The 24,131-nt window shown below is 57.3% G+C and carries 28 protein-coding genes, 1 pseudogene and 1 riboswitch; of the genes and pseudogenes, 9 read left to right on the forward strand and 20 right to left on the reverse strand.

What is annotated here, in order from left to right; translation table 11 throughout:
- Positions 1-81: 81 nt before the first annotated feature.
- From AACY26_RS19775 to nrdR, 10 genes and pseudogenes are all read right to left on the reverse strand, one after another.
- Complete coding sequence (locus tag AACY26_RS19775; RefSeq protein ID WP_339516577.1) at positions 82-720, reverse strand: retropepsin-like aspartic protease family protein; 639 nt, start codon at positions 718-720, stop codon at positions 82-84.
- A gap of 25 nt (positions 721-745) precedes the next feature.
- Entirely contained in the window at positions 746-1,474 is a 729-nt protein-coding gene (locus tag AACY26_RS19780) for a substrate-binding periplasmic protein (RefSeq protein ID WP_339516647.1), read from the reverse strand.
- A gap of 55 nt (positions 1,475-1,529) precedes the next feature.
- Positions 1,530-2,042 (reverse strand): annotated as a pseudogene (locus AACY26_RS19785) (phosphatidylglycerophosphatase A family protein).
- A complete protein-coding gene (gene thiL, locus AACY26_RS19790; protein ID WP_339516578.1) occupies positions 2,035-3,003 on the reverse strand; it encodes a thiamine-phosphate kinase in 969 nt (322 codons plus the stop codon). The pseudogene AACY26_RS19785 and the gene thiL overlap by 8 nt, the downstream one beginning before the upstream one ends.
- An 80-nt stretch (positions 3,004-3,083) precedes the next feature.
- A complete protein-coding gene (gene nusB, locus AACY26_RS19795; RefSeq protein ID WP_445261334.1) occupies positions 3,084-3,584 on the reverse strand; it encodes a transcription antitermination factor NusB in 501 nt (166 codons plus the stop codon).
- Positions 3,581-4,057 (reverse strand): 6,7-dimethyl-8-ribityllumazine synthase, encoded by a 477-nt coding sequence (gene ribH, locus AACY26_RS19800; RefSeq protein WP_010487077.1) that lies wholly within the window; start codon positions 4,055-4,057, stop codon positions 3,581-3,583. The genes nusB and ribH overlap by 4 nt, the downstream gene beginning before the upstream one ends.
- A gap of 133 nt (positions 4,058-4,190) precedes the next feature.
- Complete coding sequence (ribBA, locus tag AACY26_RS19805) at positions 4,191-5,285, reverse strand: bifunctional 3,4-dihydroxy-2-butanone-4-phosphate synthase/GTP cyclohydrolase II (protein WP_089360575.1); 1,095 nt, start codon at positions 5,283-5,285, stop codon at positions 4,191-4,193.
- A gap of 10 nt (positions 5,286-5,295) precedes the next feature.
- Positions 5,296-5,958 (reverse strand): riboflavin synthase, encoded by a 663-nt coding sequence (locus AACY26_RS19810; protein ID WP_339516581.1) that lies wholly within the window; start codon positions 5,956-5,958, stop codon positions 5,296-5,298.
- Between the two features lie 271 nt (positions 5,959-6,229).
- Positions 6,230-6,439, reverse strand: a riboswitch (FMN riboswitch).
- Between the two features lie 114 nt (positions 6,440-6,553).
- A complete protein-coding gene (gene ribD / locus AACY26_RS19815) occupies positions 6,554-7,690 on the reverse strand; it encodes a bifunctional diaminohydroxyphosphoribosylaminopyrimidine deaminase/5-amino-6-(5-phosphoribosylamino)uracil reductase RibD (RefSeq protein ID WP_339516583.1) in 1,137 nt (378 codons plus the stop codon).
- A 2-nt stretch (positions 7,691-7,692) separates the two neighbouring features.
- Positions 7,693-8,157 (reverse strand): transcriptional regulator NrdR, encoded by a 465-nt coding sequence (gene nrdR, locus AACY26_RS19820; RefSeq protein ID WP_010487069.1) that lies wholly within the window; start codon positions 8,155-8,157, stop codon positions 7,693-7,695.
- Positions 8,158-8,283: 126 nt separating this feature from the next.
- Between nrdR and AACY26_RS19825 the strand changes: the two genes are divergently transcribed.
- From AACY26_RS19825 to AACY26_RS19840, 4 genes are all read left to right on the forward strand, one after another.
- Positions 8,284-8,718 (forward strand): hypothetical protein, encoded by a 435-nt coding sequence (locus AACY26_RS19825; protein ID WP_339516585.1) that lies wholly within the window; start codon positions 8,284-8,286, stop codon positions 8,716-8,718.
- Positions 8,715-9,410, forward strand: a complete 696-nt coding sequence (locus tag AACY26_RS19830) for a class I SAM-dependent methyltransferase (protein WP_339516586.1) — start codon at positions 8,715-8,717, stop codon at positions 9,408-9,410. The genes AACY26_RS19825 and AACY26_RS19830 overlap by 4 nt, the downstream gene beginning before the upstream one ends.
- A 57-nt stretch (positions 9,411-9,467) precedes the next feature.
- A complete protein-coding gene (trxA, locus tag AACY26_RS19835) occupies positions 9,468-10,340 on the forward strand; it encodes a thioredoxin (RefSeq protein ID WP_339516587.1) in 873 nt (290 codons plus the stop codon).
- A 99-nt stretch (positions 10,341-10,439) separates the two neighbouring features.
- Complete coding sequence (locus AACY26_RS19840) at positions 10,440-10,901, forward strand: DUF417 family protein (protein ID WP_339516588.1); 462 nt, start codon at positions 10,440-10,442, stop codon at positions 10,899-10,901.
- Between the two features lie 26 nt (positions 10,902-10,927).
- Here the strand turns inward: AACY26_RS19840 and AACY26_RS19845 are convergent, their stop codons facing one another.
- The gene (locus tag AACY26_RS19845; protein ID WP_339516590.1) at positions 10,928-11,275 is read right to left on the reverse strand and encodes a hypothetical protein; all 348 of its coding nucleotides are present in this window, start codon (positions 11,273-11,275) and stop codon (positions 10,928-10,930) included.
- A gap of 126 nt (positions 11,276-11,401) precedes the next feature.
- Between AACY26_RS19845 and AACY26_RS19850 the strand changes: the two genes are divergently transcribed.
- From AACY26_RS19850 to AACY26_RS19865, 4 genes are all read left to right on the forward strand, one after another.
- Complete coding sequence (locus AACY26_RS19850) at positions 11,402-11,980, forward strand: DUF2796 domain-containing protein (RefSeq protein WP_339516592.1); 579 nt, start codon at positions 11,402-11,404, stop codon at positions 11,978-11,980.
- Between the two features lie 175 nt (positions 11,981-12,155).
- Complete coding sequence (locus AACY26_RS19855; protein WP_339516594.1) at positions 12,156-12,866, forward strand: ABC transporter ATP-binding protein; 711 nt, start codon at positions 12,156-12,158, stop codon at positions 12,864-12,866.
- A gap of 1 nt (position 12,867) precedes the next feature.
- Positions 12,868-14,133, forward strand: a complete 1,266-nt coding sequence (locus AACY26_RS19860; RefSeq protein WP_010487052.1) for an ABC transporter permease — start codon at positions 12,868-12,870, stop codon at positions 14,131-14,133.
- Positions 14,130-14,666: a DUF3299 domain-containing protein gene (locus AACY26_RS19865; RefSeq protein WP_036988200.1), complete on the forward strand. Its 537-nt coding sequence runs from the start codon at positions 14,130-14,132 to the stop codon at positions 14,664-14,666. Before AACY26_RS19860 ends, AACY26_RS19865 begins: the two co-directional genes overlap by 4 nt.
- A 268-nt stretch (positions 14,667-14,934) precedes the next feature.
- On the opposite strand, the gene AACY26_RS19870 is transcribed toward AACY26_RS19865, so the two are convergent.
- The 6 genes from AACY26_RS19870 to AACY26_RS19895 are packed head-to-tail and all read right to left on the reverse strand — an operon-like array spanning position 14,935 to position 19,829.
- The gene (locus tag AACY26_RS19870) at positions 14,935-16,044 is read right to left on the reverse strand and encodes a tetratricopeptide repeat protein (protein ID WP_010487049.1); all 1,110 of its coding nucleotides are present in this window, start codon (positions 16,042-16,044) and stop codon (positions 14,935-14,937) included.
- Position 16,045: 1 nt separating this feature from the next.
- Positions 16,046-16,738, reverse strand: a complete 693-nt coding sequence (locus AACY26_RS19875) for an energy transducer TonB (protein WP_339516601.1) — start codon at positions 16,736-16,738, stop codon at positions 16,046-16,048.
- Positions 16,738-17,148 (reverse strand): ExbD/TolR family protein, encoded by a 411-nt coding sequence (locus AACY26_RS19880; protein ID WP_029529509.1) that lies wholly within the window; start codon positions 17,146-17,148, stop codon positions 16,738-16,740. The genes AACY26_RS19875 and AACY26_RS19880 overlap by 1 nt, the downstream gene beginning before the upstream one ends.
- Positions 17,149-17,159: 11 nt before the next feature.
- A complete protein-coding gene (locus AACY26_RS19885; protein ID WP_010487043.1) occupies positions 17,160-17,708 on the reverse strand; it encodes a MotA/TolQ/ExbB proton channel family protein in 549 nt (182 codons plus the stop codon).
- On the reverse strand, positions 17,701-19,062 hold the full coding sequence (locus AACY26_RS19890) for a MotA/TolQ/ExbB proton channel family protein (protein ID WP_339516603.1): 1,362 nt from the start codon (positions 19,060-19,062) through the stop codon (positions 17,701-17,703). Before AACY26_RS19890 ends, AACY26_RS19885 begins: the two co-directional genes overlap by 8 nt.
- Positions 19,062-19,829 carry a DUF3450 domain-containing protein gene (locus AACY26_RS19895; RefSeq protein WP_339516605.1) on the reverse strand — a complete coding sequence of 256 codons (768 nt, stop codon included), beginning with the start codon at positions 19,827-19,829 and terminating at the stop codon, positions 19,062-19,064. Before AACY26_RS19895 ends, AACY26_RS19890 begins: the two co-directional genes overlap by 1 nt.
- 188 nt (positions 19,830-20,017) lie before the next feature.
- Between AACY26_RS19895 and AACY26_RS19900 the strand changes: the two genes are divergently transcribed.
- The gene (locus tag AACY26_RS19900) at positions 20,018-20,698 is read left to right on the forward strand and encodes an OmpW/AlkL family protein (RefSeq protein WP_339516606.1); all 681 of its coding nucleotides are present in this window, start codon (positions 20,018-20,020) and stop codon (positions 20,696-20,698) included.
- A 70-nt stretch (positions 20,699-20,768) separates the two neighbouring features.
- Here AACY26_RS19900 and AACY26_RS19905 read toward each other — a convergent pair whose 3' ends face one another.
- The 3 genes from AACY26_RS19905 to AACY26_RS19915 all read right to left on the reverse strand — a co-directional run bounded on the left by AACY26_RS19905 (position 20,769) and on the right by AACY26_RS19915 (position 24,026).
- A complete protein-coding gene (locus AACY26_RS19905) occupies positions 20,769-21,698 on the reverse strand; it encodes an SDR family NAD(P)-dependent oxidoreductase (RefSeq protein ID WP_339516608.1) in 930 nt (309 codons plus the stop codon).
- On the reverse strand, positions 21,691-22,575 hold the full coding sequence (locus AACY26_RS19910; protein ID WP_339516610.1) for a sugar nucleotide-binding protein: 885 nt from the start codon (positions 22,573-22,575) through the stop codon (positions 21,691-21,693). The genes AACY26_RS19905 and AACY26_RS19910 overlap by 8 nt, the downstream gene beginning before the upstream one ends.
- A gap of 230 nt (positions 22,576-22,805) precedes the next feature.
- On the reverse strand, positions 22,806-24,026 hold the full coding sequence (locus tag AACY26_RS19915) for an MFS transporter (RefSeq protein ID WP_339516612.1): 1,221 nt from the start codon (positions 24,024-24,026) through the stop codon (positions 22,806-22,808).
- Positions 24,027-24,131 lie beyond the last annotated feature (105 nt).

The raw sequence follows: 24,131 nt of genomic DNA on the forward strand, positions 1-24,131 counted from the left end.
TCAGCCTGAATTACTGATGATAAGTATCAAGGGAAATAACTCGACTCGCGCCAACAGTCGCTCAGGGCATGTAGACCTGGATCAATGCTTGGACTCCAGCACCAGCACATCCTGATCGACCTTCCAGCCCACGCGCCCGAGGAAACTCATGCCCAGCAAGGCCTCGCCACCAGTGCCAACATCCATCACCGTGCCCTCGACACCCCGCACCTCGATGGTACCGACCTTGACGCTGTTCAGATTGATCCGCCAGCCGCGGGCCACGCCATTTGCGGTACTGACCCGTATTTCCCGACCTGTCGCCCGGTAGTCTATCCCCAACTGATCAGCTTGCGCGCCAGTCAAGGCAACCGAAGTGGCGCCGGTATCCACCAGAAACTGAATGGGGTGACCGTTAACCGAACCGGCGACCCAGTAATGCCCGCTCTCGCCCTTGGCAATGCTCAAGGAGCGCTTCTGCGGCGCCGCCATGCCTTGGCTGTAGTCTCGGGTGAGGCTGTAGTTGCGCTCGACCCCATCGACTCGCAGCACCGCACCACGCGCATCAGCACTGATCACCTGGACCCCGCTGGGCCCGGTCTGACCGACTTTTACCAGCTTGCGCTGGCCATCGATATTCAGCACCGCTGCGCCCGGAAACAGCCCGACAACCTGAATTTGCGGCGCAGCCCATGCTGAGCCCGCGAGGGTTAACAGCACGCTTAAGCAGAGTCTTTTCATGTGCGGTTTCCAACATTCCCTGTTATCAGTCAAATGGGTAAGGCTGTTTCCAACGCTGGAAAATGGGTTTCAAGGTGCCCCGCTCAACCAAGGCCTGCATGCGCTGATCAAACAAGTCAGCCAGTTGATGACCGCGCGGGTTATCGGCAAAGCCTAAATAAATCGGCAAGCGGGTTAATACCGTCACCCGGTAATGTGCCGGATCGACGGCGGTCATCAGCAATTGTTCAACCTCGGTGCGCGCATCAATGTAGTAATCGGCACGACCAAAATTTAGCATTTCAAGAATGCCGTTACGGCGCTGCACTTCGCGAAAACGGGTCAAACCTGGCAAATACTGCTGGTAGGCATAACCACGCACCCAGACCAGTCGATACTGGTTGAGGGTTTGCAGATTGGGGACCGGGCTATCAAGCGTACTCAGGGCGGTGATCTGGTCAGCATCATAATTCCAATGCGGATAAAACACGCCCTGCTGTACCTCATTGAGATAGGAGCCTACCCAGGCATCCGCCTCACCACGCTGAACCAGGCCGATCGAACGCGTGTACGGCACGGTCTGGATGTTCAGTTTGACGCCAACAGGCTCATATACCGCCCGCAGAATATCCCAGGCCAAACCGCTGCCGTCGGCCTCGCTGTACTGTTCCCAGACATCGCTGACCAGATTAATATCTTTTGGCGCTGACGACTCTGCACTGGCCCCGGAGCCAAAGATACATACCAGCAATATCGCTAAATACCGCGCGACCATAGGCCTTTCAAATCCATTCATGAGCAGCGCAACTGCGCTCAATAAGCGCGCCAACTCAGAAACCAAAGCTGGACGCCAACCCACTCGCCCAACCCCAAACCACCAACTGCATTGCAAGCCAGGCGAACACCCCGGCCAGCACATCGTCCAGCATAATCCCAACACCGCCATGCACATGCCGATCAAGCCAGCTGATCGGCCAGGGCTTGAGGATGTCAAACAGGCGAAACATTAGAAAGCCTAGCAGCAACCAGCCCCATCCTTCAGGAACCAGCCAAAGCGTGATCCACATGCCGACCATTTCATCCCAGACGATGCCTTCATGATCATGCACACGCAAGTCGGTCGCAACCTTGCCACACAACCAGAAGCCAAACAGCATGCTGATGCCGAGCATCAACCAATAGCCCTAGTCTGGAAGCATTTGCCAAAGCGGAATGAAAGGCACGGCAACCATCGAGCCCCAAGTGCCCGGGGCTTTGGGTAGCGTTCCTGAACCGAAACCAAAAGCTATGAAATGCCAGGGATTACTCCACACTGAATGCGGGACTTTTTCCGACTCAGCCACCACTGCTCCCAAAATGCTGATAGCCGCCCTTGGCCTGGATAATTTTTTGCCCCTGCGCATCAATCAACTCAACGCCCTGCCCCGCCAGAACCTTGCCGATGACATGGATCGGCCAGCCTTGCGCCTGCAGTGGTGCTAGCCTGGCCTCGGGCAAGGTGAATGCCAGCACATAATCATCGCCACCACTGAGCGCACAGTTGCGCGCCGTCTCGGCATCGGCAAAGTCTTGCAGGGATGTTGATAGCGGTATTTTCGCCAACTCGATCTGTAGACAGGCCTGGGATGCAGCAGCGATGTGGCCGCAATCGGCAAGCAACCCATCAGAAATATCCAGCGCGGCGCTGGCATTACCACGCAATGCCTGTCCCAACGCAAGCTGCGGCTGTGGCGACCAGTAATGCTGCAACAAGGCTTTAGCTGCGCCTGAATCGTCACTTCGCTGACCGAGCACCAGCGGCAAAGCACCCGCGGCATCGCCCAGGCAACCACCGACACAGAGCAAATCGCCCACCTGGGCACCGCTGCGCGTCAGGGCCATGCCGCGTGGCGTACGCCCAAATACCGTCAGCGTCAGGCTCAGCGGGCCACGGGTGGTATCGCCGCCAATCAGGCTTATCGAGCAGGCACGCGCCATTTCATCCAGGCCTTGGGCAAAAGCCTGCAACCAATCGGCATCGGCAGCTTCGAGGGTTAACGCCAGGGTAAAGCCCAGCGGTGTGGCGCCCATTGCCGCCAAGTCGCTGACCGAAACCGCCAGCGCACGCTGGGCTAGCAGGCAAGGATCAGGATTATGCGGAAAGTGCACACCGGCGACCAAGGTATCAGTCGAGACGGCCAGTTGCTCGCCAGCCGGCACATCCAGCAAGGCGCAATCATCGCCGATGCCCAGCGCCACGCCATCACTCGCCTGCGCGCATGCAGCCGAAGCGAAGTAATGACCAATTAGTTCGAACTCACCCATGACCTTTGACGCCCGAATAGATAAGCAAAAGCCGCACTTAGGCAGGCGGCTTTTGTTGGGCCCATCTGAAAGCTGATTGATTAACGCCTGTGAGCGCGAACTTCATCAGCACGCAGGCGCGGCGCCAGCTTGTCGAGTACACCGTTGACGAACTTGTGACCGTCGGTCGCACCGAAGATCTTCGCCAGTTCAATGCCTTCGTTGATCACCACGCGATACGGGATGTCGATACGGTTGCGCAGCTCGTAGGTCGACAGACGCAGGATAGCCAGCTCAACCGGGTCCATCTCATCCATCGGACGATCAAGCAACGGCTCGAATGCGCTGTCAATCTCGGCCTTCTGGCGAGGGACGCCGTGCAGGATTTCGTGGAAATAGGCGCCATCTACTGCAGTGAAATCGTTATCAACGCGAAACTGCGCTTCGATTTCATGGAGCGGCTGACCAGCTACGTGCCATGAATACAATGCCTGCATGGCCAAGGTACGTGCTTGACGACGGGCCAAGGTTTTTGGACTTGGACCTTTCTTGGCCGGGGCCGCCGACTTTGGCGGCTGGCTATTGCTATCGTTCTGGCTCACTTGGCCTCCAACTGCGCCAGCAGGCTGACCATTTCCAGGGCAGACAAAGCAGCTTCTGCACCTTTGTTACCGGCTTTGGTGCCGGAACGCTCGATTGCTTGCTCGATAGAATCCACAGTCAGCACGCCAAATGCAACCGGTACGCCGAATTCCATGGACACTTGAGCCAAGCCCTTGGTGCACTCGCCCGCCACATATTCAAAGTGCGGGGTACCGCCACGAATAACCGCGCCAAGGGCGATGATTGCGTCGAAATCGCCACGTTGAGCGACTTTCTGGGCAACCAATGGAATCTCGAAAGCACCCGGTGCGCGGATGATTGTGATGTCGCTTTCGTTCACGCCATGGCGAACCAGGGCGTCTACAGCACCACTTACCAGGCTTTCAACAACAAAGCTGTTGAAGCGGCCAACCACCAGAGCAAAGCGGCCCTTGGGGGCAATGAAAGTACCTTCGATGGTCTTCAGGGTCATAGCGAGTCTCGTCTATTAAAGAGCAAATTAGATTAAAGCCCCGGCGGCGACTTCTGCGCGTATCCGGGTGCAAAACATATCTATACAAAATTGTAAAAATCGCGCGTGAAAGCCTGACTTTCACGCGACCTTTTTATTCAGAGGGCAGATATTCTACTACCTCTAGATCAAATCCGGATATCGCATTGAACTTCATCGGCGAACTCATCAGGCGCATTTTGCGCACACCGAGGTCACGAAGTATCTGCGAACCGGCACCGACCGTGCTGTAAGTCGCCGGACTAGCGGCTTTGCCATCACCACCGAGCTGACGCTCAAGGTGCGCCAGCAGGTCCGGACCGGTCAGCGGATTGCCCAACAACAGCACCACACCACTGCCTGCCTTGGCCACTTCACTCATTGCCGCACGCAGACTCCAGCGACCTTCCTGCTTGACCATAAACAGGTCGCGCAGCGGGTCCATGTTATGCACACGCACCAAGGTTGGCTCCTCGGGGCAGATTTTGCCCAGGGTCAGCGCCATGTGCACGTCGCCTTCAACCGAGTCACGGTAGGTCACCAGATTGAAGCTGCCAAGTTCGCTGTCGAGCAATTGTTCGCTGACACGCTCGACCGTGCGCTCGTGAATCAAACGGTAGTGGATCAGGTCGGCAATGGTGCCGATCTTGATCCCGTGTTGCGCGGCGAACTCTTCAAGCTCGGGACGACGCGACATGGTGCCGTCATCGTTCATGATCTCGCAGATAACGCCGCTCGGCTCAAAGCCGCCCATGCGCGCCAGGTCGCATGCAGCTTCAGTATGGCCGGCACGAGCCAGTACGCCGCCGGGCTGAGCCATCAACGGGAAAATATGGCCTGGGCTGACAATATCGTCGGCCTTGGCGCTTTTCGATGCAGCCGCTTGCACCGTGCGCGCGCGGTCTGCCGCAGAAATACCGGTAGTAACACCTTCTGCTGCCTCGATCGACACCGTGAACTTGGTGCCAAAGCCAGAACCATTGCGCGGTGCCATCAATGGCAGTTTGAGCAGTTCGCAGCGCTCACGGGTCATCGGCATGCAAATCAGACCACGGGCAAAACGCGCCATGAAGTTGATGTGCTCGGCGGTGACGCATTCCGAGGCGATGATCAAGTCACCTTCGTTCTCGCGATCTTCGTCATCCATGAGGATGACCATTTTGCCCTGGCGGATGTCTTCAACCAGCTCTTCGATACTATTGAGTGCCATGGTGATTTCCTTAACCTTTCAAATAGCCGTGTTCAGCTAAAAAACCTTCAGTAAGACCTGAAGCCTTCGGCTCCGCGGCTTTATCACCCAGCAGCAAGCGCTCCAGATAACGTGCCAGCAAATCGACCTCAAGGTTGACCTTACGCCCCGGGCGGTAGTCGACCATGATGGTCTCGGCCAAGGTGTGCGGAACGATTGTCAACTCGAACTCGGCGCCATTGACTGCGTTCACTGTAAGGCTGGTGCCATCAACGGTGATCGAGCCCTTGTGAGCAATGTATTTGGCCAACTCGTTGGGCGCACGCACGGTGAACTGCACGGCGCGAGCATTTTCTTCGCGGCCGACAATCTCACCAACGCCATCAACGTGACCACTTACCAAGTGGCCGCCGAGGCGACTGGTCGGGGTCAGGGCTTTTTCAAGATTGACCCGGCTGCCCGGCTTGAGGTCGACAAAACCGGTGCGCGCCAGGGTTTCACGGCTGACATCGGCCCAAAAACCATCGCCAGGCAACTCGACCGCAGTCAGGCACACACCGTTGACGGCGATGCTGTCGCCCAATTTGACGTCGGATAGATCAAGCTTGCCGGTTTCAACGTAGACCCGCACATCACCGCCCTTGGGCGTCAATGCACGAATATTGCCAATAGACTCGATTATGCCAGTGAACATGGCGCCTCCCCGTCTGCGAGCACGCCGCGACACTGATCAATGATGCGATCAGTCTGGGCTGGGTAAATAGAATGTGGCATTTGCGAACTCCTGTTTATAAAAAACAGGGCGTTTCGATCGATAGGGCGCTTGCCAGTGCTTAGCCAGCCAAACCGTTCAGCGCACCCGCCTTATCAACCTGACCGCAGGAACGCTGCACAACGCGTTGCGAATCAATCGACAAAGCCTGGGCAACTGGCTACAGCCTGCTGTCTAGGCATCCTTCAAACAAACCCGCTCTCTCTTTATCCGGACTTTAGGGCTGTGCCGAATACCGCATATACGGTGTCTGCAAAAGCCTGTAACCGTCGGCTCCGGAATCACACCGGATCTGCTGACCTTGGCGCCCATTGATCAAACAAAGGCTCCAAGCGCTCGCGGGCTAGACGTGTTGCGCGTCATTACCGCCGGTGGGGAATTACACCCCGCCCTGAGAACGTTGCGAGGACCTCGGTTCTCGCGAGTGGCTTTTTACCATATTTGCGCCCCATACGCACCGCAAACCTGCGCCAATATTGGCTCAGGCTTGCCCTGAATAGACGGCGATACGTGTTGCTTAGTGCGTGGCAACGGTCTCAGCGGCCACGACGACGGGCACCGCGATAATCCGCCAGTCGTCGCCAACGGCGCGAATATCTGTGATTTTAAGCTGCGGCGCCTCGGCCATTCTCCCCAGCGGCAAGTCGAGCAAGGGCCGGGCACTGGAACCGAGGAACTTGGCGGCGACGAATATCTGGTACTCATCAACCAACCCCTGTCGGGCAAATGCGCCCGCCAGTCGTGGACCGGCCTCGACCAGGACTTCATTGGCGCCACGCGCGGCCAACTCAACCAGCAACTTGCGCAAATCAACATGCCCATTACTGCCCGGCACGGCCAGTAATTCGTGGCCCTCGCTCAAGTAGCGGTCTCGGGCCGTGGCAGCGGCACAGGTCGCGACCATTGCCGCACCGGCCTGGAAGAATGCAGCGTCGAGCGGCACGCGCAAGCGCCCATCAACCAATACGCGCAAGGGTGGACGGGCATCGGCCAAGGCAGACAGCTCTGCATTGAGGCCAAGCTCTTCGTTGCGCACGGTCAAGCGCGCATCATCAGCCAGCACCGTATCGGCGCCGCTGAGCACCACACTTGAGCGGGCACGCAACCGTTGCACCGCCGAGCGCGCCGCAGGTCCGGTAATCCATTGGCTTTCACCGCTGGCCATGGCCGTGCGCCCATCCAGACTCATCGCCAACTTGACCCGTACAAAAGGTAAACCCTGCTCCATGCGTTTGATGAAGCCCGCATTCAATTCGTGTGCTTCAGCCTCGAGCACACCGCTTTGCACAGCAATGCCGGCTTGCATCAGCCGTAACAAGCCGCTGCCAGAAACTTGCGGATTGGGGTCCTGCATGGCCGCGACAACCCTGGCCACGCCTGCATCAACCAATGCCTCGGCGCAAGGCGGTGTGCGCCCGTGATGACTGCACGGCTCGAGCGTCACATAAGCGGTCGCCCCTTTGGCCTTGGCGCCTGCCTGGCGCAGGGCATGAACCTCGGCATGGGGTTCACCTGCACGGGCATGCCAGCCTTCCCCCACAATTTTGCCGTCCTGCACAATGACACAGCCCACTCGTGGGTTCGGGTGCGTTGAGTACAATCCTTTACGGGCCAACTCCAAAGCACGGGCCATAAAGGCGTTATCAACTGTCATGCTTAATCCTTTGAGGGTTCTCGAGACAGACGGTCAATTTCCTCGCGAAACTCATTGAGGTCCTGGAAACGCCGATACACCGAAGCAAAGCGGATGTAAGCCACTTCATCAAGCTTTTGCAATTCGGTCATGACTAGCTCGCCGAGCACCAGCGACTTCACCTCACGCTCACCGGTGGCACGCAGGCGATGCTTGATATGAGCGATCGCCGCCTCCACTCGCTCGATGCTCACTGGACGCTTCTCCAGTGCGCGGAGCATACCGGCACGCAGTTTTTCTTCATCGAAAGGCTGGCGGCTGCCGTCTTGTTTGATCAGCCGAGGCATCACCAGTTCCGCAGTTTCAAAAGTCGTAAAGCGCTCGCCACACGCCAGGCACTCGCGGCGACGACGAACTTGCTCACCTTCGGCCACCAAACGTGAGTCGATCACCTTGGTGTCGTTAGCGGCGCAGAATGGACAGTGCATACTATGGCCTGCCTTGAACGGAAAGGCGCCATGGTAGCGCATCTCAGCGGCAAGACAAGCCGCCAGCTTTGCGGTATACAGGCGGGCAAGAATCCATTGAACGGATACACAACAAAAGGAGCACGCATGTACTTGCGCCACCTCACATTGATCGGCCTATTCGGCCTTCTAAGCGCCTGCGCCAGCGAACCTGCTGCGCCGGTAGCCACCCAGCCCGAGACAAAGGCCGCAGCGACCGCCGCCATCCCAGCACATTTGCGCGAAATCAATGGCAACCTGATCGGCGTACCCGATAACGCAACCGCCGAAATCGCGCTCCTGGTAATCGGCAGCAATGGCCTGCCCACCCAGTTATTGGGCAACATCCAGTTACGCGGCAATGGCTCGACCCTGCCTTTTCGCCTGGTATTCAATCCCGAGGCATTCGACCGTGGCATTCGGGTTGAGCTGCGCGGGCGAGCCAATCTTGAAGGTCGTTTGATTCAACACATGCCTACCCAGTTGATCCGCACCGCGCAAAATCAGACGCTCGGTGATATCCGCATGCAACCCGCGCCATGAGTGCAGCCCGCATGGCGTCGACGCCGCCTGCGCAATTGATCGCAGCACTCAGCCAACTGCTTGGTGATGCGCAGTTGAGCGCACAAACCTTGCCAGGCACGGATATCAGGCTATGGCTGATTGATGCCGAGAAGATGGATCGCCAGTTCAGCCCGGAAGAAACCCAGCGCATACTCGAAGACCCGCCCTATTGGTGCTTTTGCTGGGCCAGCGGCTTGGTTCTGGCGCGCTGGCTGGCACAAAACCCCGAGTGGGCGCGCAATAAACGGGTGCTCGATTTCGGCACCGGTTCGGGAATCGCGGCCATTGCCGCAGCCAAGGCGGGCGCCAGCGAAGTAGTGGCCTGCGATCTCGATCCACTGGCGCTCGCCGCGACCAGAGCCAACGCCGAATTGAATAATGTAAAACTAGGTTACTGCGCAGATTTTTTTGCCGAAAGGGATCGTTTTGACCTGATCATTGTGGCCGACGTGCTTTATGATCGCGCCAACCTGCCGCTGCTCGACGAGTTCCTAAGCCGTGGACAACAAGCACTGGTTGCCGACTCACGGGTACGCAACTTCGAGCACCCGCTCTACCAACGGCTCGGCATCATGCAGGCCTGTACCTGGCCGGACCTGGCTGAGCCAGACGAGTTTCGCCAGGTAAGCCTGTATCACGCAGCGCGCAGCCTAGCGGCGACAACTTGTTAAATTAGCCCGCAACCCTTATTAACCTATTTATCAGCCTTTGATTCTGCGAGACAGACCATGAGCGACACCCCTTATATTTTTGATATCTCCGGCGCCGCACAGTTTGATCAACTGGTCGTTGAGAACTCGTTTCATAAGCCGGTACTGGTTGATTTCTGGGCGGAGTGGTGTGCGCCGTGCAAAGCGCTGATGCCCCTGCTGGCACAGATCACCGAGAGCTATCAGGGTGAGTTGCTGCTAGCCAAGGTCAACTGTGATATCGAGCAGGACATTGTCGCCCGCTTCGGTATTCGCAGCCTGCCAACCGTGGTGCTGTTCAAAGATGGCCAGCCGGTTGACGGCTTTGCCGGCGCCAAGCTCGAGTCGGAAATCCGCGCCATGCTGCAACCCCACGTTGCGGAGCCTGCACCAGCGCAAGAAAACCTGTTCGACAGCGCCAGCAAGCTGTTCGCCGAAGGCCAGATCGACGCGGCTGAGGCGCAACTTAAGCAGCTGCTCAGCGAAGACAACAGCAATGCCCCAGCATTGATTTTATACGCACGCTGCCTGGCTGAACGTGGCGAGCTGGCCGAGGCGCAAACGGTACTTGATGCCGTTTGCGACGACGAACACAAGCAAGCCCTCAATGGCGCCAAAGCCCAGCTGACCTTCTTGCGCCAGGCCGCTGAGCAGCCTGATGCAGCTGAATTGAAAACCCGACTGGGGCAAAACCCCGAGGATGATGAAGCAACTTACCAACTGGCCGTTCAGCAGCTTGCCAGCCAGCAATACGAGTCCGCGCTGGATGCATTGCTTAAATTATTCGTGCGTAACCGCAACTATGCCGACGGCCTGGCACATAAAACCCTTCTGCAAGTGTTTGAGTTGCTCGGTAATGACCACCCGCTGGTCACCCAATACCGTAGAAAACTCTATCAAGCGATTTATTAAGTGTAATTATTTATAAGCAAACGCCTCTAGTTGAGTATGCACTGCTGCAAAACATCGGTTTTGCAGCGCTTACACCTCACCACTGAAGCGTTTAACGTCATGATTAACAAGCACTCAAAAATCGGTTTTTATATTGCGCTGTACGCCACCGTATTTATTATCGTCTGGATTGGCGCATTCAAGTTCCACCCGGATGAAGCCATGGCCATCAGCCACCTGGTTGAGAACTCGCCGTTTCTTTCATGGATGTACAGCGTCGGCAGCGTTAACGGAATCTCTGCCATCATTGGCGTTGGCGAGCTCGTTATTGCCCTGCTTCTGGCACTCTATCCCATCAGCAAGAAAGCCTCGCTACTGGGTGGCTTGCTGGCAACGGGACTGTACCTGACAACACTGACTTTCTTGCTGACAACGCCGGGCACCCTGCACCCGGATACCCTATTCCCCTCCCTGCTCGGCGCGTTCCTGATCAAAGATCTGGTATCCCTTGGCGTTGTGCTGGTGGTGGTCGCCGAGTCCTGGGCATCACTCAAGCATCCTGGGTCAAACCTTCTGGTCTAGTGCCAGCAGGCATTCCAGCCGGTTTATCACGCACCAAGCCAGTGATAAACCGGCGCATCCACTCCACTGTCGACCCGCACCTGCGCACAATGGCGCAGGCGCACCAACAACTGTTTCGCAGCCAACTCCCCGCCTGCCAGCCCCGTAAGTTGCTCCATCAGCAACGGCCCCTCAATACTTCCTGCCTTAGCCAGTAAAGACAGCGTGGTCTGCCACAACGCATCAGTCTTTGGCGCCTCGACCGGCGCGACCTGAGTACTCCCTTGCAGCTCGCTAACCGGCAAGTTTGCGGCCAGATGCGCCCAGTCCTGAGCATCAAGCTCAACCGTTAGATCGACCGGCCAATCACCGATCTTGCCGCGTATGCGTACCATATCGCCTCCAATTCGCTGAGCAGAATGCTCCCACGGCGAGGTGCGCAATGACAACTCGCGCTAGCAATTAAGAATTTAATTCGTTATAACATTACAACTTATTTCACTGTCCGCCTGGAGCCAACAATGCGTCGCGTACTGCTAGCACTGCCTTTCGCCCTTCTTCCACTTGCCGCAATGGCACAGGATCACGACCACGACCATGCGGAACATGCCAGCCTTGGCGCCCACGAGCACGGGGTTGCTCAGCTCAATGTCGCCCTTGATGGCAACACCCTGGAGATCGAACTGGAAAGCCCAGCCATGAACCTGGTGGGATTTGAGCACGCGCCAAGCTCTGATGCTGACAAAGCCGCCATCAGCCAAGCTCGCAGCCAACTTGAAAAGCCTCTGGCACTATTTAGCCTCACTACTGGCGATTGCAGCCTCAGCAGCAGCGAACTGGAAAGCCCGCTGTTTTCGGGGGGGCATGCTGAAGCAGAGCATAAGCACGAAGCCGATGAGCACGAGCACGAGCACGAGCACAGCGAAATTCACGCGCACTACAGCTTCAACTGCAAACAGCCGCAAGCGTTGCAACAACTTGATCTGGCTCAACTGTTCAAACAGTTCCCCGCTACCCATAAAATCCAGCTGCAACTGATCGGCCCGAATGGCCAGCAGGGGGCAGAGCTCACTCCAGAGCAGAGCACCGCCCAGTTTTAAAATCCGCTCCTGCACACCACGCCGGGCAACCTGCACATACAAGCCCGGCGTAACAATGGCTTCGTTTACTGGAGTAAAACCAGTAGGCTCTCGGCCAAGGCTGTGGTGGCACACAGGCACACCAAATCTGTTTATTCCAACATAGACCGCCCCGGGCAACCGGGCCGTTGCACTCATGACTCCAGCACTGATTAGCCTCACCGACCTCGGCTTTGCATGGCCCGGGCAACCTGAGCTGCTTGATATTCCCAGCTTTACCCTGCAACGCGGCGAGACGCTATTTCTCAAAGGCCCCAGCGGCAGTGGCAAAACCACCTTACTGGGCTTGCTTGGTGGTGTGCAAAGGCCTGACAGAGGCTTGATCAAACTGCTCGATCAAGACCTCAGCGCCTTGTCCTCCGGGGCCCGGGATCGATTTCGGGTCAACCATACCGGCTATATTTTCCAGCAATTTAACCTGCTGCCTTTTTTATCGGTGCGTGAAAACGTCGAGTTGCCTTGTCATTTTTCAGACCTCAGAAACAATCGCGCCCGTCATCGTCATGGCAGTGTTGCCAAAGCGGCCACAGGCTTGCTTGCCCACCTTGGTTTGACCGACCCCAAACTACTCGAACGCCGCGCTGACTCGCTGTCAATCGGTCAACAGCAACGTGTTGCCGCCGCTCGCGCCCTGATCGGCCAGCCAGAACTGGTCATCGCCGATGAACCTACTTCGGCGCTCGATGCCGATGCGCGTGAAGCCTTCTTGGAGCTGCTGTTTGCCGAGTGTCGCGAAGCGGGCGCCAGCTTGCTGTTTGTCAGCCACGATCAAAGCCTGGCGCCGCTGTTTGATCGGAATTTGTCGCTTGCCGACCTTAACCACGCTTCCCAGCCACAGGAGATGTAAGGTGTATTTATTTCGTCTGGCGCTGGCGAGCTTAAGCAATCGCCGATTTACCGCCCTGCTCACCGTATTCGCCATTGCCTTGTCGGTCTGCCTGTTGCTGGCCGTTGAACGCGTGCGCACTGAAGCACGCGCCAGCTTCGCCAACACCATCAGCGGCACCGACTTGATCGTTGGCGCCCGCTCCGGCTCAATCAACTTGTTGCTGTATTCGGTATTTCGCATTGGTAATGCGACAAACAACATTCGTTGGGACAGCTTCGAACAACTGGCGCAGAACCCAAGGGTCAAGTGGGCGATCCCGATTTCGCTGGGTGACTCGCACCGCGGCTACCGGGTGATGGGCACCAATACCGACTACTTCGAACATTATCGCTACGCTCGCCAACAGCCGCTGGAGCTAAGCCAGGGCCGTGAGTTTGCCGATGATCCATTCGAGGTCGTGCTCGGCGCCGAGGTTGCCGAAGCCCTGCATTACAAACTGGGCGACGAGCTGGTTCTGGCCCATGGCGTCGCCACCATCAGCCTGGTCAAACACGATGACAAACCCTTTCATGTGGTTGGCATTCTCAAGCGCACCGGCACGCCGGTCGACCGCACCCTGCATATCTCGCTGGCCGGGATGGAAGCACTGCATGTTGACTGGAAAAACGGCATGCCCGCACGAGGCGCAGACAGGATAAGCGCAGAACAAGTGCGCAGCATGCACCTGCAGCCGACGGCGATAACCGCTGTGCTGTTGGGCCTGAAAAGCAAGATCGCCACTTTCAGCTTACAACGCGATATCAATGAGTATCGTGGCGAGCCATTGCTGGCAATATTGCCGGGCGTTGCCTTGCAAGAGCTCTGGGGCTTGATGGGAACAGCCGAGAAAGCCCTGTTTGTGGTTTCGCTGTTCGTGGTGATAACCGGCTTGATCGGCATGCTCACTGCAATCCTGACCAGCCTCAATGAACGACGCCGCGAAATGGCTATCCTGCGTTCGGTCGGTGCCCGACCTTGGCATATTGCCAGCCTGCTGATATTCGAAGCCTTCAGCCTGGCCTTGGCAGGCGTGCTACTGGGTTTGTTGCTGTTGTATGTCGGCATCGCAGCGGTGCAAGGCTATGTTCAGGCTAACTACGGTCTCTACTTGCCACTCAATGTTCCAAGTGGCTATGAGTGGATGCTGCTCGGCTGTATCCTTGGCGCTGCATTGCTGATGGGTTGCGTACCGGCATGGCGTGCATATCGACAGTCCCTGGCTGACGGTCTTTCAATTCGCTTATGAGGTCACCCATGCTGCGCACCGCCCTTGGCGCCCTGATCCTGGCCATGTCCACCTCGCTATGGGCGGCCGAGCCCCGCGAGCTGACCTGGTCGGAGCTGATCCCGCCCAACGCGCCACCTGTTGTTCGGCAGATGGCGCCCATGCATGACCTATCGCAGCTGGGCGATACCTTGTCCGAGTCTGGCCCCGGCATGAAGCAGCTATCGCCTGCGGCGCCGGTGGTCAAGGCGCTCGATGGCGTCGAAGTAAAGTTGCCGGGTTATATAGTGCCGCTGGATGCCACGGATGAGGGACGGGTAACCGAGTTCCTGCTTGTGCCCTACTTCGGCGCCTGCATCCATGTGCCGCCACCGCCGTCCAACCAGATCGTGCATATCACAACCGAACTCGGGGTCAAGCTCGATACCCTTTACCAACCTTTCTGGGTCGAAGGGCCGCTCAAGGTCGAACAAAGCACCAGCGAACTGGCGGACGCTGGTTACCAGATGAGTGCGCAGAAGATCTATCCGTACGAGTTGCCAGAAGGCGAGTAACTGAACACTTCCCCACGGCGGACAGCGCGAAACCTGTCTGCCATGGCCCAAGCCCCGAACCGCGCAAAAGCGAGCCCGCCACCTGAGCCTATTCAGTCCAAATGGTGGGTGAACAAACGCCACCCATCCTAGGGATGCGAATCACAGCGCATTCAAGCAGCGAGCAACGCGGGGCTTGTCCGCCAGGGTTCCAGCACCGACATGCTCAAACATGAGCAAGTTGCATAACCTATGTGGCGACATGGCGGGCAAAAAATTTCCGACCCGCTCAGCGGGCACTGGCCAGCCGGTCATTGGCGTCCGCATTCAACTCGGCTTGTGCCCAGTTACGCCACTCGCGCACCTGGCGTCGATCTGCACCGGCGTTTTCAGCTTGCTTCAACGCCGCCAGACCGGCTTTCCAGCGCGACTGTTCCAATTCCAGCTGGGCCACGTTCATCCAGTGCTTGCCGCTACCCGATGCGCTAGCCAGTTGGCGATAAACCTCTACCGCATGGGCGCGATCACGGGCTTGCCAGTAGAACATACCAAGGCGCTCCTGACGGGTGCTGTTATTGGCCAGCAAGCCTTGGTCAAGCATGCCCTTGAGTAGCTTGGCGCCTTGCCATGGTTGATCGGCAGCGCTGGCCAGCAGCGTCAGGTTATCCAGTTCCTTGGCACTGAAGCTCAGGCCTTTGGTGCGTGCCGCCCGCAACGTTGCCAAGGCCTTGTCGTAATGGCCAGACAATTGCTGCAATGCCGCCAACTGGCGCCAGTGCTGTACATCATTCGGGCTGCGGGCGAGTAACTGCTGCTGCCACTTTTCTGCTTCTGAATAGCGTTTCAGGTCAGCGTTGACCCCTACCAGGAACTGTAGCCAACGATCCTCGGCACGCGGATTGGCGCGCACATAGCGCTCAGCCAAAGGCAATGCCTTGGCTGGTTGACCTGAAGCCTGGTAAGACTGCACCAGCATCTGCAGAACTTCTTCACTGGCCTTGGCTGGAACCGGCGTCAGTAGGCGTATGACCTCCTTGTAGCGCCGCTCGGAAAGGTTCAGTTTGGCGAGGTTGAGCTGTTCGTTTGCCTGTGCGGTCTCGTCGAGCTTGCCGCTTTTGACTGCCTTGCTGAGAAGTTCGATCGCCTTGCCGTTACGGCCCTGGGCCCAGGCAAGATAGCCATGACTGCGCCACAACAAGGTTTCCTCGAGACTCCCGGACTCAGCCTTGACAGCGTTAAGGGCGCGCTCTGCTGCGGCATAGTCACCCTTTTGCTGGGCGACCTGGGCCGTATTCAAGGCACGCATCACGCTCGGCTCTACCGTTTGCCCGGCCGCAAAAACTTCGCTGGCCAAGCTGGCGTTGACTAGAAAACTCAAAAGCAGTGCTAGACGGATCATTTCAACTATCTCCCTGCAAGCGGAAGTACAAGGTTTTTACTGCCTCGCGCGCCACAGCCAAGCCACCTTCTGTTCGCGGCGCAAATCGCCAGCGGACAGCCGCACGACGCGCCTCACGCTCAAACACATTTTTCGGGCTTGCCTCAAGCACACGTACATTCTCAACCGCGCCGGCACGGGTGATGGTGAAGGCCAGCTTGACGTGCCCTTCAATCCCGCGCTGCAAGGCATAGCGCGGGTATTGCGGACTCACGTCATTGAGCGGCACGACCTCGCTTTCAGGCCCGCCAGACTGAGCACCCGAGTCTGCTGCAGGCGCTGGAGCCGGGGCACTGGGCGCTGCCGCTCCTGCCACCAGACCGGTCAGGTTTGGGGTTGGAGCACTATTTACCGCCACGCCGCTGCTCATGGTCGGCAAGTCGATGTCCAATTTAGGCATGCTCGCATTAGGCGTCGCAGCAACCGGAGTCGGAGGCGTTGGCGGCTGCGGCGTTTGTGGTTGCGGTGGCTGCGGGGCTTGCTGCCGGGTGCGGGTTGCCGTGTCGCTTGAGCGGGTGTCCATGCGCACAAAATTTGCCACGGTCACGGGCTCATCGGATGGCTGGCTGGTTGGCGGCGCGACCATGTAAAGCATCAGCGCAAACAGCAGTACTGCGATCAGGCAGGCGCTTGCAAAGGACAATGCCACACGCATCAAAGCGCTCCCGAGGTGGCTGCCAGCGCGACATCCTGAACACCTGCAAGACGCGCCTGGTCCATCACCTGCACCACCAAGCCAGTGCGAGCATCCTGATCAGCCTGGACCACGACCGCACCTTCGGGCTGGTCGACACGCATGCGCTCAACATTTGCCCGAACGCTGCGTACATCAACCACTTTTTTATCCATCCAAACCTGCCCATCAGCGGTAATCGCGATGAGGATATTGCCTTTGTCTTGTGGACTGGCGGTTTGCGCTTGTGGGCGCTGAACCTCGACTCCAGACTCCTTGATAAAGGAGCTGGTGACGATGAAGAAAATCAGCATGATAAAGACCACATCGAGCATCGGCGTCAGGTCGATACCAGTGTCTTCGTCTTGCTGATGATGACGGCGCATTCTCATGATTAGCTATCTCAGTCGTGTCGCAGCTGGTCAGCCAGCCGCTCAATGGCCTGACGGGCGTTGCGTTCGAGGCGCGCCAGGCTGAACAATCCAGTAATCGCCAGCACCATGCCGGCCATGGTTGGCAACGTCGCCTGCCAGACACCCGCGGCCATTCCGCGCGGATTGCCGGTGCCGCTCATTGCCAGCACATCAAACACGGCAACCATGCCGCTCACGGTGCCAAGCAAGCCCAGCAGTGGATACATCGCCACCAGGGTTTTGCTCAGGCGCAATGGCCCAACCAGGTGTTGCCGTGCCTGGGCCAGCCAGGCGCTGCGAACAGCGCGCTGCCAGGTGCCGGAGTCATCTTGCAGAAGTTGCTGCCAGGCTTTACGACGCTCGTCGACCCACACCGGGAAGACTTTGCGCATAAACCAGAAGCGCTCGAGCACCAGCGTCCAGAACACCACGCAGAGCCCTGCCAACGCCCACATCACCACACCGCCCGCGCTCATGAAATCAAGCAACGCATAGGCGCTGTCAGTTACACGCAGCCATAAGGCGAATAGATCAGTCACGGCGCGGCGCCCCAGACAAATGCAAGGCAATCAAACCGGCGCTTTGCTGTTCGAGCAGTTGGATAAGAGCCTTGCTGCGGCTCGCCAGCAAGCTGTGCAGGAACAACAGCGGAATAGCCACCACCAAGCCAAGAACGGTAGTCACCAGGGCTTGCGAAATACCATCGGCCATCAATCGCGAGTCACCGCCGCCGCCCTGGGTAATAGCCTGGAAAGTCACGATCATGCCGGTCACGGTGCCCAACAGGCCGAGCAAGGGTGCAACCGCACTCAGTAGCTTGAGCAGGCCCTGGCCTTTCTCCAGTGGTGGCGTTTCCTGAAGGATCGCTTCGTCAAGCTTGAGCTCCAGGGTTTCCAGGTCAGACAACTGCGGATTCGGCCCCAGTACGCCAATCACACGACCCAGCGGATTGCCATCATCCGGCACACTGATGTTGTGCAACTGTGCTTTCACACCACGATTGACCTTGGCCAGATAAACCATGCGCCAGAGGGCAAGCAACAGGCCCAACGCGCCAAGCGTGACAATCACCCAGCCGACCAGCCCGCCTTGCTGCAAGCGATCCCATAGACCTGGCTTGCGCTGCAACTGTGCCAGAATCGTACCGCGACTTGGGTCGATCGGCAGGGTCGCCAATGGTTCTTTACTTGCGAGGTAATCACTCACCAGGCCCGAGCCTGCTGGTTGGCGTGCAGGCACCAGCAATTCATTTGAGTCGGCGTCGTAGCGCAAGAACTGGCCATCACTGTAGGCCGAGAATGCCCCAACGCGCAGCACAGGCTGCTGCTTGCGAGTGCCATCTGCAGCAACCACCGGCAATTCAACCTGTTCAACCCGGCCACTGGCGGCCAGGTCTTCAAGCAGCACCATCCAGTAATCCTCAAGGTCTTGAGCCGATGGCAATGCGCGGCTTTCTGACAGGGCCTGCAAACGCTTGATGCGTTCCGGGTATTGCGCATTGAGCAGACTGTCTTGCCATTGCCCGGCGACATCACCGGCACTTTGGCGGACCACGGCAAACAACTCACCCAGGCTTCCCGAGCGCTGCTTGAGCAAGGCTTCCTGCTCAGCCAGTTCGGCTTCCTGGCGGTCAAAATCGGCTTTCAAGCGTTCGGCTTCGGATTTCTGCTCTGCCAAAGAGGCCTGGGCCTTGGCCAGAAGCTGTGCGCGCTCACTACGCTGCGCGACAAATGCCTTCTCGCGGTCCTGCATGGCGCTGACTTCGGCTGCGCGCTCGCTACGAATACGTTGCAGCAACTGGTCTGGGCTCAGCGGCTCAGCCGCGCTGACGGTTACTGGCAGCGCACTCAATACCAGCGCTGCGATCAGCCCACGTTTAATCACAACACTCATTACTGGGCCCCTAGATTCAAAGTCTTCACTGGCAAATCAAGCATGCTTGGCGCTTGCTCTTGGCGGGCAATGGCAATGGCTTGATGAAGCGGACGCCGCGCACTGCTATCAAGCACCTGCCAGGCATGAGCCTGTGGGTTCCACCAACCGCTCTCGTGACCATCAAGGGTCTGGTAATACATCATCGCGCGACCCAGTCGCAGGAACTCAACACTGCGTACACCCTGCTCGCCATCAAGCTCACCGCGCCAGGCCTCAAGCGTACGTCCGTAATCACTTTCGACCTGGTAGGCCTCAAGAATGCGCCGGTATTTTTCAGCTAGGCTGACATCAGCACGAGGCAGCAGATCCTGCAATTGCGCCAGGCGGTCGGCCCGCTCTTCAGGCAGGAAAGGCACATCGGCATTGATGAACTCGCCGAGTACTTCGACCATTTTGCGCATCTGGGGCGTAGCCGCTTGCTGGGTGCGCTCAATACCGTCGAGCTGCGCCTGGTAACCCGCCAACTCTTTTTGTTGGGCGGCAACCAGTTCACGCAGTTGCACGTTGTAGCCCTTCAAGGCCTCAGCTTGCTCCAAGGCACTGCGGTATTGGCTGAGCATTTCGCGGCTGGCGTCATCAAGCTTTTCTATGCGGGCTTGAGAGGCTTTGGCATCTGCAGCCAGACCTTGGCTTTCATCCAGTGCGTCGCCTAAAGGTGCAGCGCTCACGGCAGCACTGGAAAACATCAGCGCGGCCGCCATTAGGCGGATGGGGTAACGGCTCATGCGGTGCAAATCCTCTGCTACGGATACGTTAAAGAGAACTATTATCATCTTTATTAGCAACCAAAGGCAATCGGTGAGTGCTCTAAAAGGCCAATCCGATGACTTATTGAGCTGGATCAATGCCTGTTTTAGATAGTTAGCTATGATTTATTCATCAGCCAGCCCCACTAACTCAATAGGAGTTATCCATGAATAAATACACCCTTATAGCTCCGCTGCTTGCCCTTGCGATGGCCCCTACTTTTGCCCATGCCTATGAGGCCGGTGACATCATCGTTCGCGCAGGCGCTATTACTGTCGACCCGAATGAAGACAGCTCTGGGGTCAAGAGTCCACTGGGCAATCTGGGTGGCAGTGCAACCGTTGAAAGCGACACCCAGTTGGGCCTCAACTTTGCCTACATGATGACCGATCACCTGGGGATCGAACTGCTCGCGGCCACCCCATTTACTCATGACGTAGGTGTACATGGCCTGCAAGGCGGTTTAGCGGGTTTGAATGGTGGCCTTGGTGACGTTAAACAACTGCCACCGACCCTGAGCCTGGTCTATTACCCGCTGGACAAGAACTACGCCTTCCAGCCCTATGTCGGCGTGGGCATCAACTACACCGCGTTCTATGACGCCAATACCTCAAGCAGCGCCGAAGCCAAGGGTTTCAGCAATCTTGACCTGAGCGACTCATGGGGCGCAGCTGCACAAATTGGCGCTGACTACATGATCGACGATCACTGGATGATCAACGGCCAGGTGCGCTATATCGACATCGACACCAATGCCCATGTTGACCTGGCTGGTGTTGGTAAACTGAAGCTCGATGTGGATGTCGACCCTTGGGTCTACATGGTCGGCCTGGGTTATAAGTTCTAAACCCACACCCGCAACAAAAAACCGGCACTTAGGTGCCGGTTTTTTTGTTTTGGCCTAGGGTCACGCGCTGCTACTTGAGACCCAGCAACTGGCGCAATCCTTCTTTAAGTGGCGTTTCCTGGGGCATGCGATAAGCCTGTTGCAAACGATCATTATTGGCCCGCGAATGACGAATATCACCCGCGCGCGGCTCCAGATAAGTTACCGCTGGCAGCCCGCCAAACAACTCGCCGATTGCCTCAAGTAATTGCTTGAGGCTGGTGGCCTGATTCCAACCAACATTGACCGCATCGCTGACCACTTGCTCAGCGAACAAGCCCTGCTGCAACAACTCAATCAAGTCTGCAACAAAGAAAAAGTCGCGCGTCTGCTCGCCATCACCGAAAACGCTGATCGGCAAGCCCTGCTGCGCGCGCTGGGTGAAAATACTGATCACCCCAGAGTACGGCGAGGACGGATCCTGGCGCGGGCCAAAAATATTGAAGAAACGGAAAACAGCAGGCTCAAGACCATGTTGGCGGCGATAGAAATCAAGGTAATACTCGCTCGACAGTTTGTCCGAGGCATAAGGCGTCAGCGGGGCCTTGGCGGTATCTTCAACAATTGGCTGACCGGCGCCGTTATTGCCGTAAACCGCAGCACTGGACGCGAACACCACACGCTTGACGCTGTGCTCACGCATGGCCTCGCAGATATTCAGTGTGCCGACAAAGTTGCTTTGGTGCGTGCTGACTGGGTCGTCCACCGAGGCTTGCACCGAGGCAACAGCAGCCAAATGAACCACCGCATCACAGCCTTTGACGGCCGCCGAAACACAGGCAGCATCGGCAACATCGCCCTCAATAAACTGCAACCGAGGATTGTCAGCGGGCAAGTTACTGCGATTGCCCATCGATAAGTTATCCAGCACACGCACCGCATGGCCTTTAGCCAACAGCGCGTCAACCATGTGCGACCCTATAAACCCGGCTCCGCCGGTGACCAGAAATAACTTAGACATGACGATAGTATTGATCCAATAGACTCGGCAGCCCCGCACGCCATGCACGCGGTTTTATACCGTAGGTGTGGAGAATCTTTTTACATGCAAGTACCGCATGCTGCGGCTCTTCTGCAGCGTCAGGCCGCGCAGCATGAGCTTGCGCCGCTATATCATCGACCAGATTACTCCGGAAGTTACGCGCCTCAGTCAACAAGGCCTGTCCCAGCGCCAGTGAGGTAGTCGCCTCATGCCCACCATAATGATAGGTGCCCCACAAGGGTGACTCGCAATCGAGTTGCTTGAGTACCGCAAGAATGACCCGGGCCGCATCGTCCACAGGCGTTGGGTTCCCGCGGCGGTCGTCCGCCAGATAAAGTGCTTCATCACGCGCGGCCCGCGCCAAAAAGCGCCCCATCAAGCCTTCCGGCGAACTGTCTAGCAGCCAGCCAAAGCGCAGCAAAACATGCCGCGAACACACCGCGCGCACGCTTTGCTCCAAGCGCCATAAGGCTTGCCCATGCAGCCCCAGCGGCACGGGCTCTTCTTTTTCGCTATAGGCCGTTGCCCGCGCGCCATCAAATACACGATAGCTGGACGGCTGGATCAAGCGGATTTCGTGGTGTTTGCACAGCTCGGCAAGACGCTCAACCGCACGCTCCTGACTGGTAAAACGCGCTTCACTCACAGTTTCGGCCTGAAACCAGTCGAAGTAATACGCAAGATTAATCAAGGCATCGGGACGGGTGTCATCGAGCAACTGGGTCAGGCTGGCGGCATCCCAGCCAGAATCAGGTGGTCGCGGCGCGAGGAAGTTAATGTCTTCCTCTGCTCCGAGACGAATCAGCGCTTGCCCCAAAGCGCTGCCGCCACCTAGCAGCATCAAACGCATTCGCATAATCGATAGCTATCTCAGCAATCAAAAGGGTTATAAACAAGAGAAAGCTATAAAGCTTTTTAAAGTTACTTGCCTTGCATACTACGGCTCCGACGATAAAAAACAAAATAGCGCGCAGCAAAAACAGCAAACCAGTTTAAAAAAGCGAAATAGCCTGGATGGCAACTTTCAGCAAATGCCTTGTTTTGACGCCGAAAACAGCTGCGCCGCGGCATCTTTCAGACGCGATGCTAGCCCCCTTTGGTAGAAGGCAACAACACCGTGATGATTCCAATCAATGGCAGGAAAGAACACAGCTTGTACACATACTCAATGCCATGAATATCCGCCAAGTGCCCCAATAACGCAGCACCGATACCGCCAAAACCGAACATAAGCCCAAAGAACACACCGGCAATCATGCCGACATTGCCTGGTACAAGTTCCTGGGCGAAAACCACAATTGCCGAGAACGCCGAGGCCAGGATAAACCCGATTACCATGCTCAATACGCCGGTCCAGAACAGGTCGGCATATGGCAGCACCAAGGTAAAAGGCGTGACACCTAAAATGGACACCCAAATCACCATCTTGCGCCCAATCTTGTCGCCAATCGGGCCGCCAAAAAAGGTGCCCGCTGCAACAGCCCCAAGAAACATAAACAGATGCAATTGCGAACTGGCTATCGACAGGTCGAACTTCTCGATCAAATAGAAGGTGAAGTAACTGGTAAAACTAGCCATGTAGAAGTACTTGGAAAATACCAGTAACGCCAGCACGACCAAAGCCAGTCTCACTCGCTGTGATGACAAACCGTGGGTCGCTTTACCGCCCTGCTTGAGCTTGAACAAATTCAGGTGATTACGATACCAACGGCTCAATCCCCAAAGCACGGCGATGGCAAAGACCGCAAACAGACCAAACCAGGCGACATGACCTTGCCCATAGGGAATTACGATAGCGGCCGCCAACAGCGGGCCAAAAGCGCTACCGGCATTACCGCCGACCTGGAATGTCGACTGGGCCAGCCCAAAGCGGCCACCGGACGCCAGGCGCGCAACGCGTGAAGCTTCAGGATGGAAGGTCGAGGAACCGATACCGACCAAGGCGGAAGCCAGCAGGATGGCAGCAAAACTGCCTACAAAAGCCAGCATCAAAATACCGACCAGGGTACAGAGCGCTCCGCACGGCAGCAGCCAGGGTTTTGGATGACGGTCGGTGTAGTAACCGACCCAAGGCTGCAACAAAGAAGCGGTGAGCTGAAAGGTCAAGGTGATCAGGCCAACCTGGGTAAAGCTCAGGCCATAGTTCAACTTGAGCATTGGATAAATCGCTGGCAACACCGCCTGGATCAGGTCGTTGATCAGGTGCGCCAAGGCGCAGGCACCGATCACCCGCATGACCAAGGGACTTGCCGGGCTGGCGGCCACATTGCTCAGGTTTGAAGCCAAGGACGAGGTGTTGCTAGACATAAGTGATTCCCGGTCAGCTAATACTCACGACTGCGCACTTGCAGGGCCACGCAAAAAAAACGCCGGTAGTTTAACCCCGCAACACAGGGAAATAGCTACATGACT

It is taken from the genome of Pseudomonas sp. RL_15y_Pfl2_60 (assembly GCF_963970595.1).
Taxonomy (GTDB): domain Bacteria; phylum Pseudomonadota; class Gammaproteobacteria; order Pseudomonadales; family Pseudomonadaceae; genus Aquipseudomonas.

Bases quoted from the DNA above. Each gene is read 5' to 3' on its own strand.
- AACY26_RS19825 (WP_339516585.1), top strand. From the start codon at position 8,284: ATGTACTTGCGCCACCTCACATTGATCGGCCTATTCGGCCTTCTAAGC.
- AACY26_RS19875 (WP_339516601.1), bottom strand. From the start codon at position 16,738: ATGCGTGTGGCATTGTCCTTTGCAAGCGCCTGCCTGATCGCAGTACTG.
- thiL (WP_339516578.1), bottom strand. From the start codon at position 3,003: ATGGGTGAGTTCGAACTAATTGGTCATTACTTCGCTTCGGCTGCATGC.
- AACY26_RS19810 (WP_339516581.1), bottom strand. From the start codon at position 5,958: ATGTTCACTGGCATAATCGAGTCTATTGGCAATATTCGTGCATTGACG.
- AACY26_RS19780 (WP_339516647.1), bottom strand. From the start codon at position 1,474: ATGGTCGCGCGGTATTTAGCGATATTGCTGGTATGTATCTTTGGCTCC.
- AACY26_RS19910 (WP_339516610.1), bottom strand. From the start codon at position 22,575: ATGCGAATGCGTTTGATGCTGCTAGGTGGCGGCAGCGCTTTGGGGCAA.
- AACY26_RS19775 (WP_339516577.1), bottom strand. From the start codon at position 720: ATGAAAAGACTCTGCTTAAGCGTGCTGTTAACCCTCGCGGGCTCAGCA.
- AACY26_RS19830 (WP_339516586.1), top strand. From the start codon at position 8,715: ATGAGTGCAGCCCGCATGGCGTCGACGCCGCCTGCGCAATTGATCGCA.
- ribH (WP_010487077.1), bottom strand. From the start codon at position 4,057: ATGACCCTGAAGACCATCGAAGGTACTTTCATTGCCCCCAAGGGCCGC.
- AACY26_RS19855 (WP_339516594.1), top strand. From the start codon at position 12,156: ATGACTCCAGCACTGATTAGCCTCACCGACCTCGGCTTTGCATGGCCC.
- AACY26_RS19880 (WP_029529509.1), bottom strand. From the start codon at position 17,148: ATGAGAATGCGCCGTCATCATCAGCAAGACGAAGACACTGGTATCGAC.
- ribBA (WP_089360575.1), bottom strand. From the start codon at position 5,285: ATGGCACTCAATAGTATCGAAGAGCTGGTTGAAGACATCCGCCAGGGC.
- AACY26_RS19890 (WP_339516603.1), bottom strand. From the start codon at position 19,062: ATGAGTGTTGTGATTAAACGTGGGCTGATCGCAGCGCTGGTATTGAGT.
- AACY26_RS19840 (WP_339516588.1), top strand. From the start codon at position 10,440: ATGATTAACAAGCACTCAAAAATCGGTTTTTATATTGCGCTGTACGCC.
- AACY26_RS19895 (WP_339516605.1), bottom strand. From the start codon at position 19,829: ATGAGCCGTTACCCCATCCGCCTAATGGCGGCCGCGCTGATGTTTTCC.
- AACY26_RS19915 (WP_339516612.1), bottom strand. From the start codon at position 24,026: ATGTCTAGCAACACCTCGTCCTTGGCTTCAAACCTGAGCAATGTGGCC.
- AACY26_RS19905 (WP_339516608.1), bottom strand. From the start codon at position 21,698: ATGTCTAAGTTATTTCTGGTCACCGGCGGAGCCGGGTTTATAGGGTCG.
- AACY26_RS19845 (WP_339516590.1), bottom strand. From the start codon at position 11,275: ATGGTACGCATACGCGGCAAGATCGGTGATTGGCCGGTCGATCTAACG.
- nrdR (WP_010487069.1), bottom strand. From the start codon at position 8,157: ATGCACTGTCCATTCTGCGCCGCTAACGACACCAAGGTGATCGACTCA.
- AACY26_RS19850 (WP_339516592.1), top strand. From the start codon at position 11,402: ATGCGTCGCGTACTGCTAGCACTGCCTTTCGCCCTTCTTCCACTTGCC.
- AACY26_RS19870 (WP_010487049.1), bottom strand. From the start codon at position 16,044: ATGATCCGTCTAGCACTGCTTTTGAGTTTTCTAGTCAACGCCAGCTTG.
- AACY26_RS19900 (WP_339516606.1), top strand. From the start codon at position 20,018: ATGAATAAATACACCCTTATAGCTCCGCTGCTTGCCCTTGCGATGGCC.
- ribD (WP_339516583.1), bottom strand. From the start codon at position 7,690: ATGACAGTTGATAACGCCTTTATGGCCCGTGCTTTGGAGTTGGCCCGT.
- trxA (WP_339516587.1), top strand. From the start codon at position 9,468: ATGAGCGACACCCCTTATATTTTTGATATCTCCGGCGCCGCACAGTTT.
- AACY26_RS19865 (WP_036988200.1), top strand. From the start codon at position 14,130: ATGAGGTCACCCATGCTGCGCACCGCCCTTGGCGCCCTGATCCTGGCC.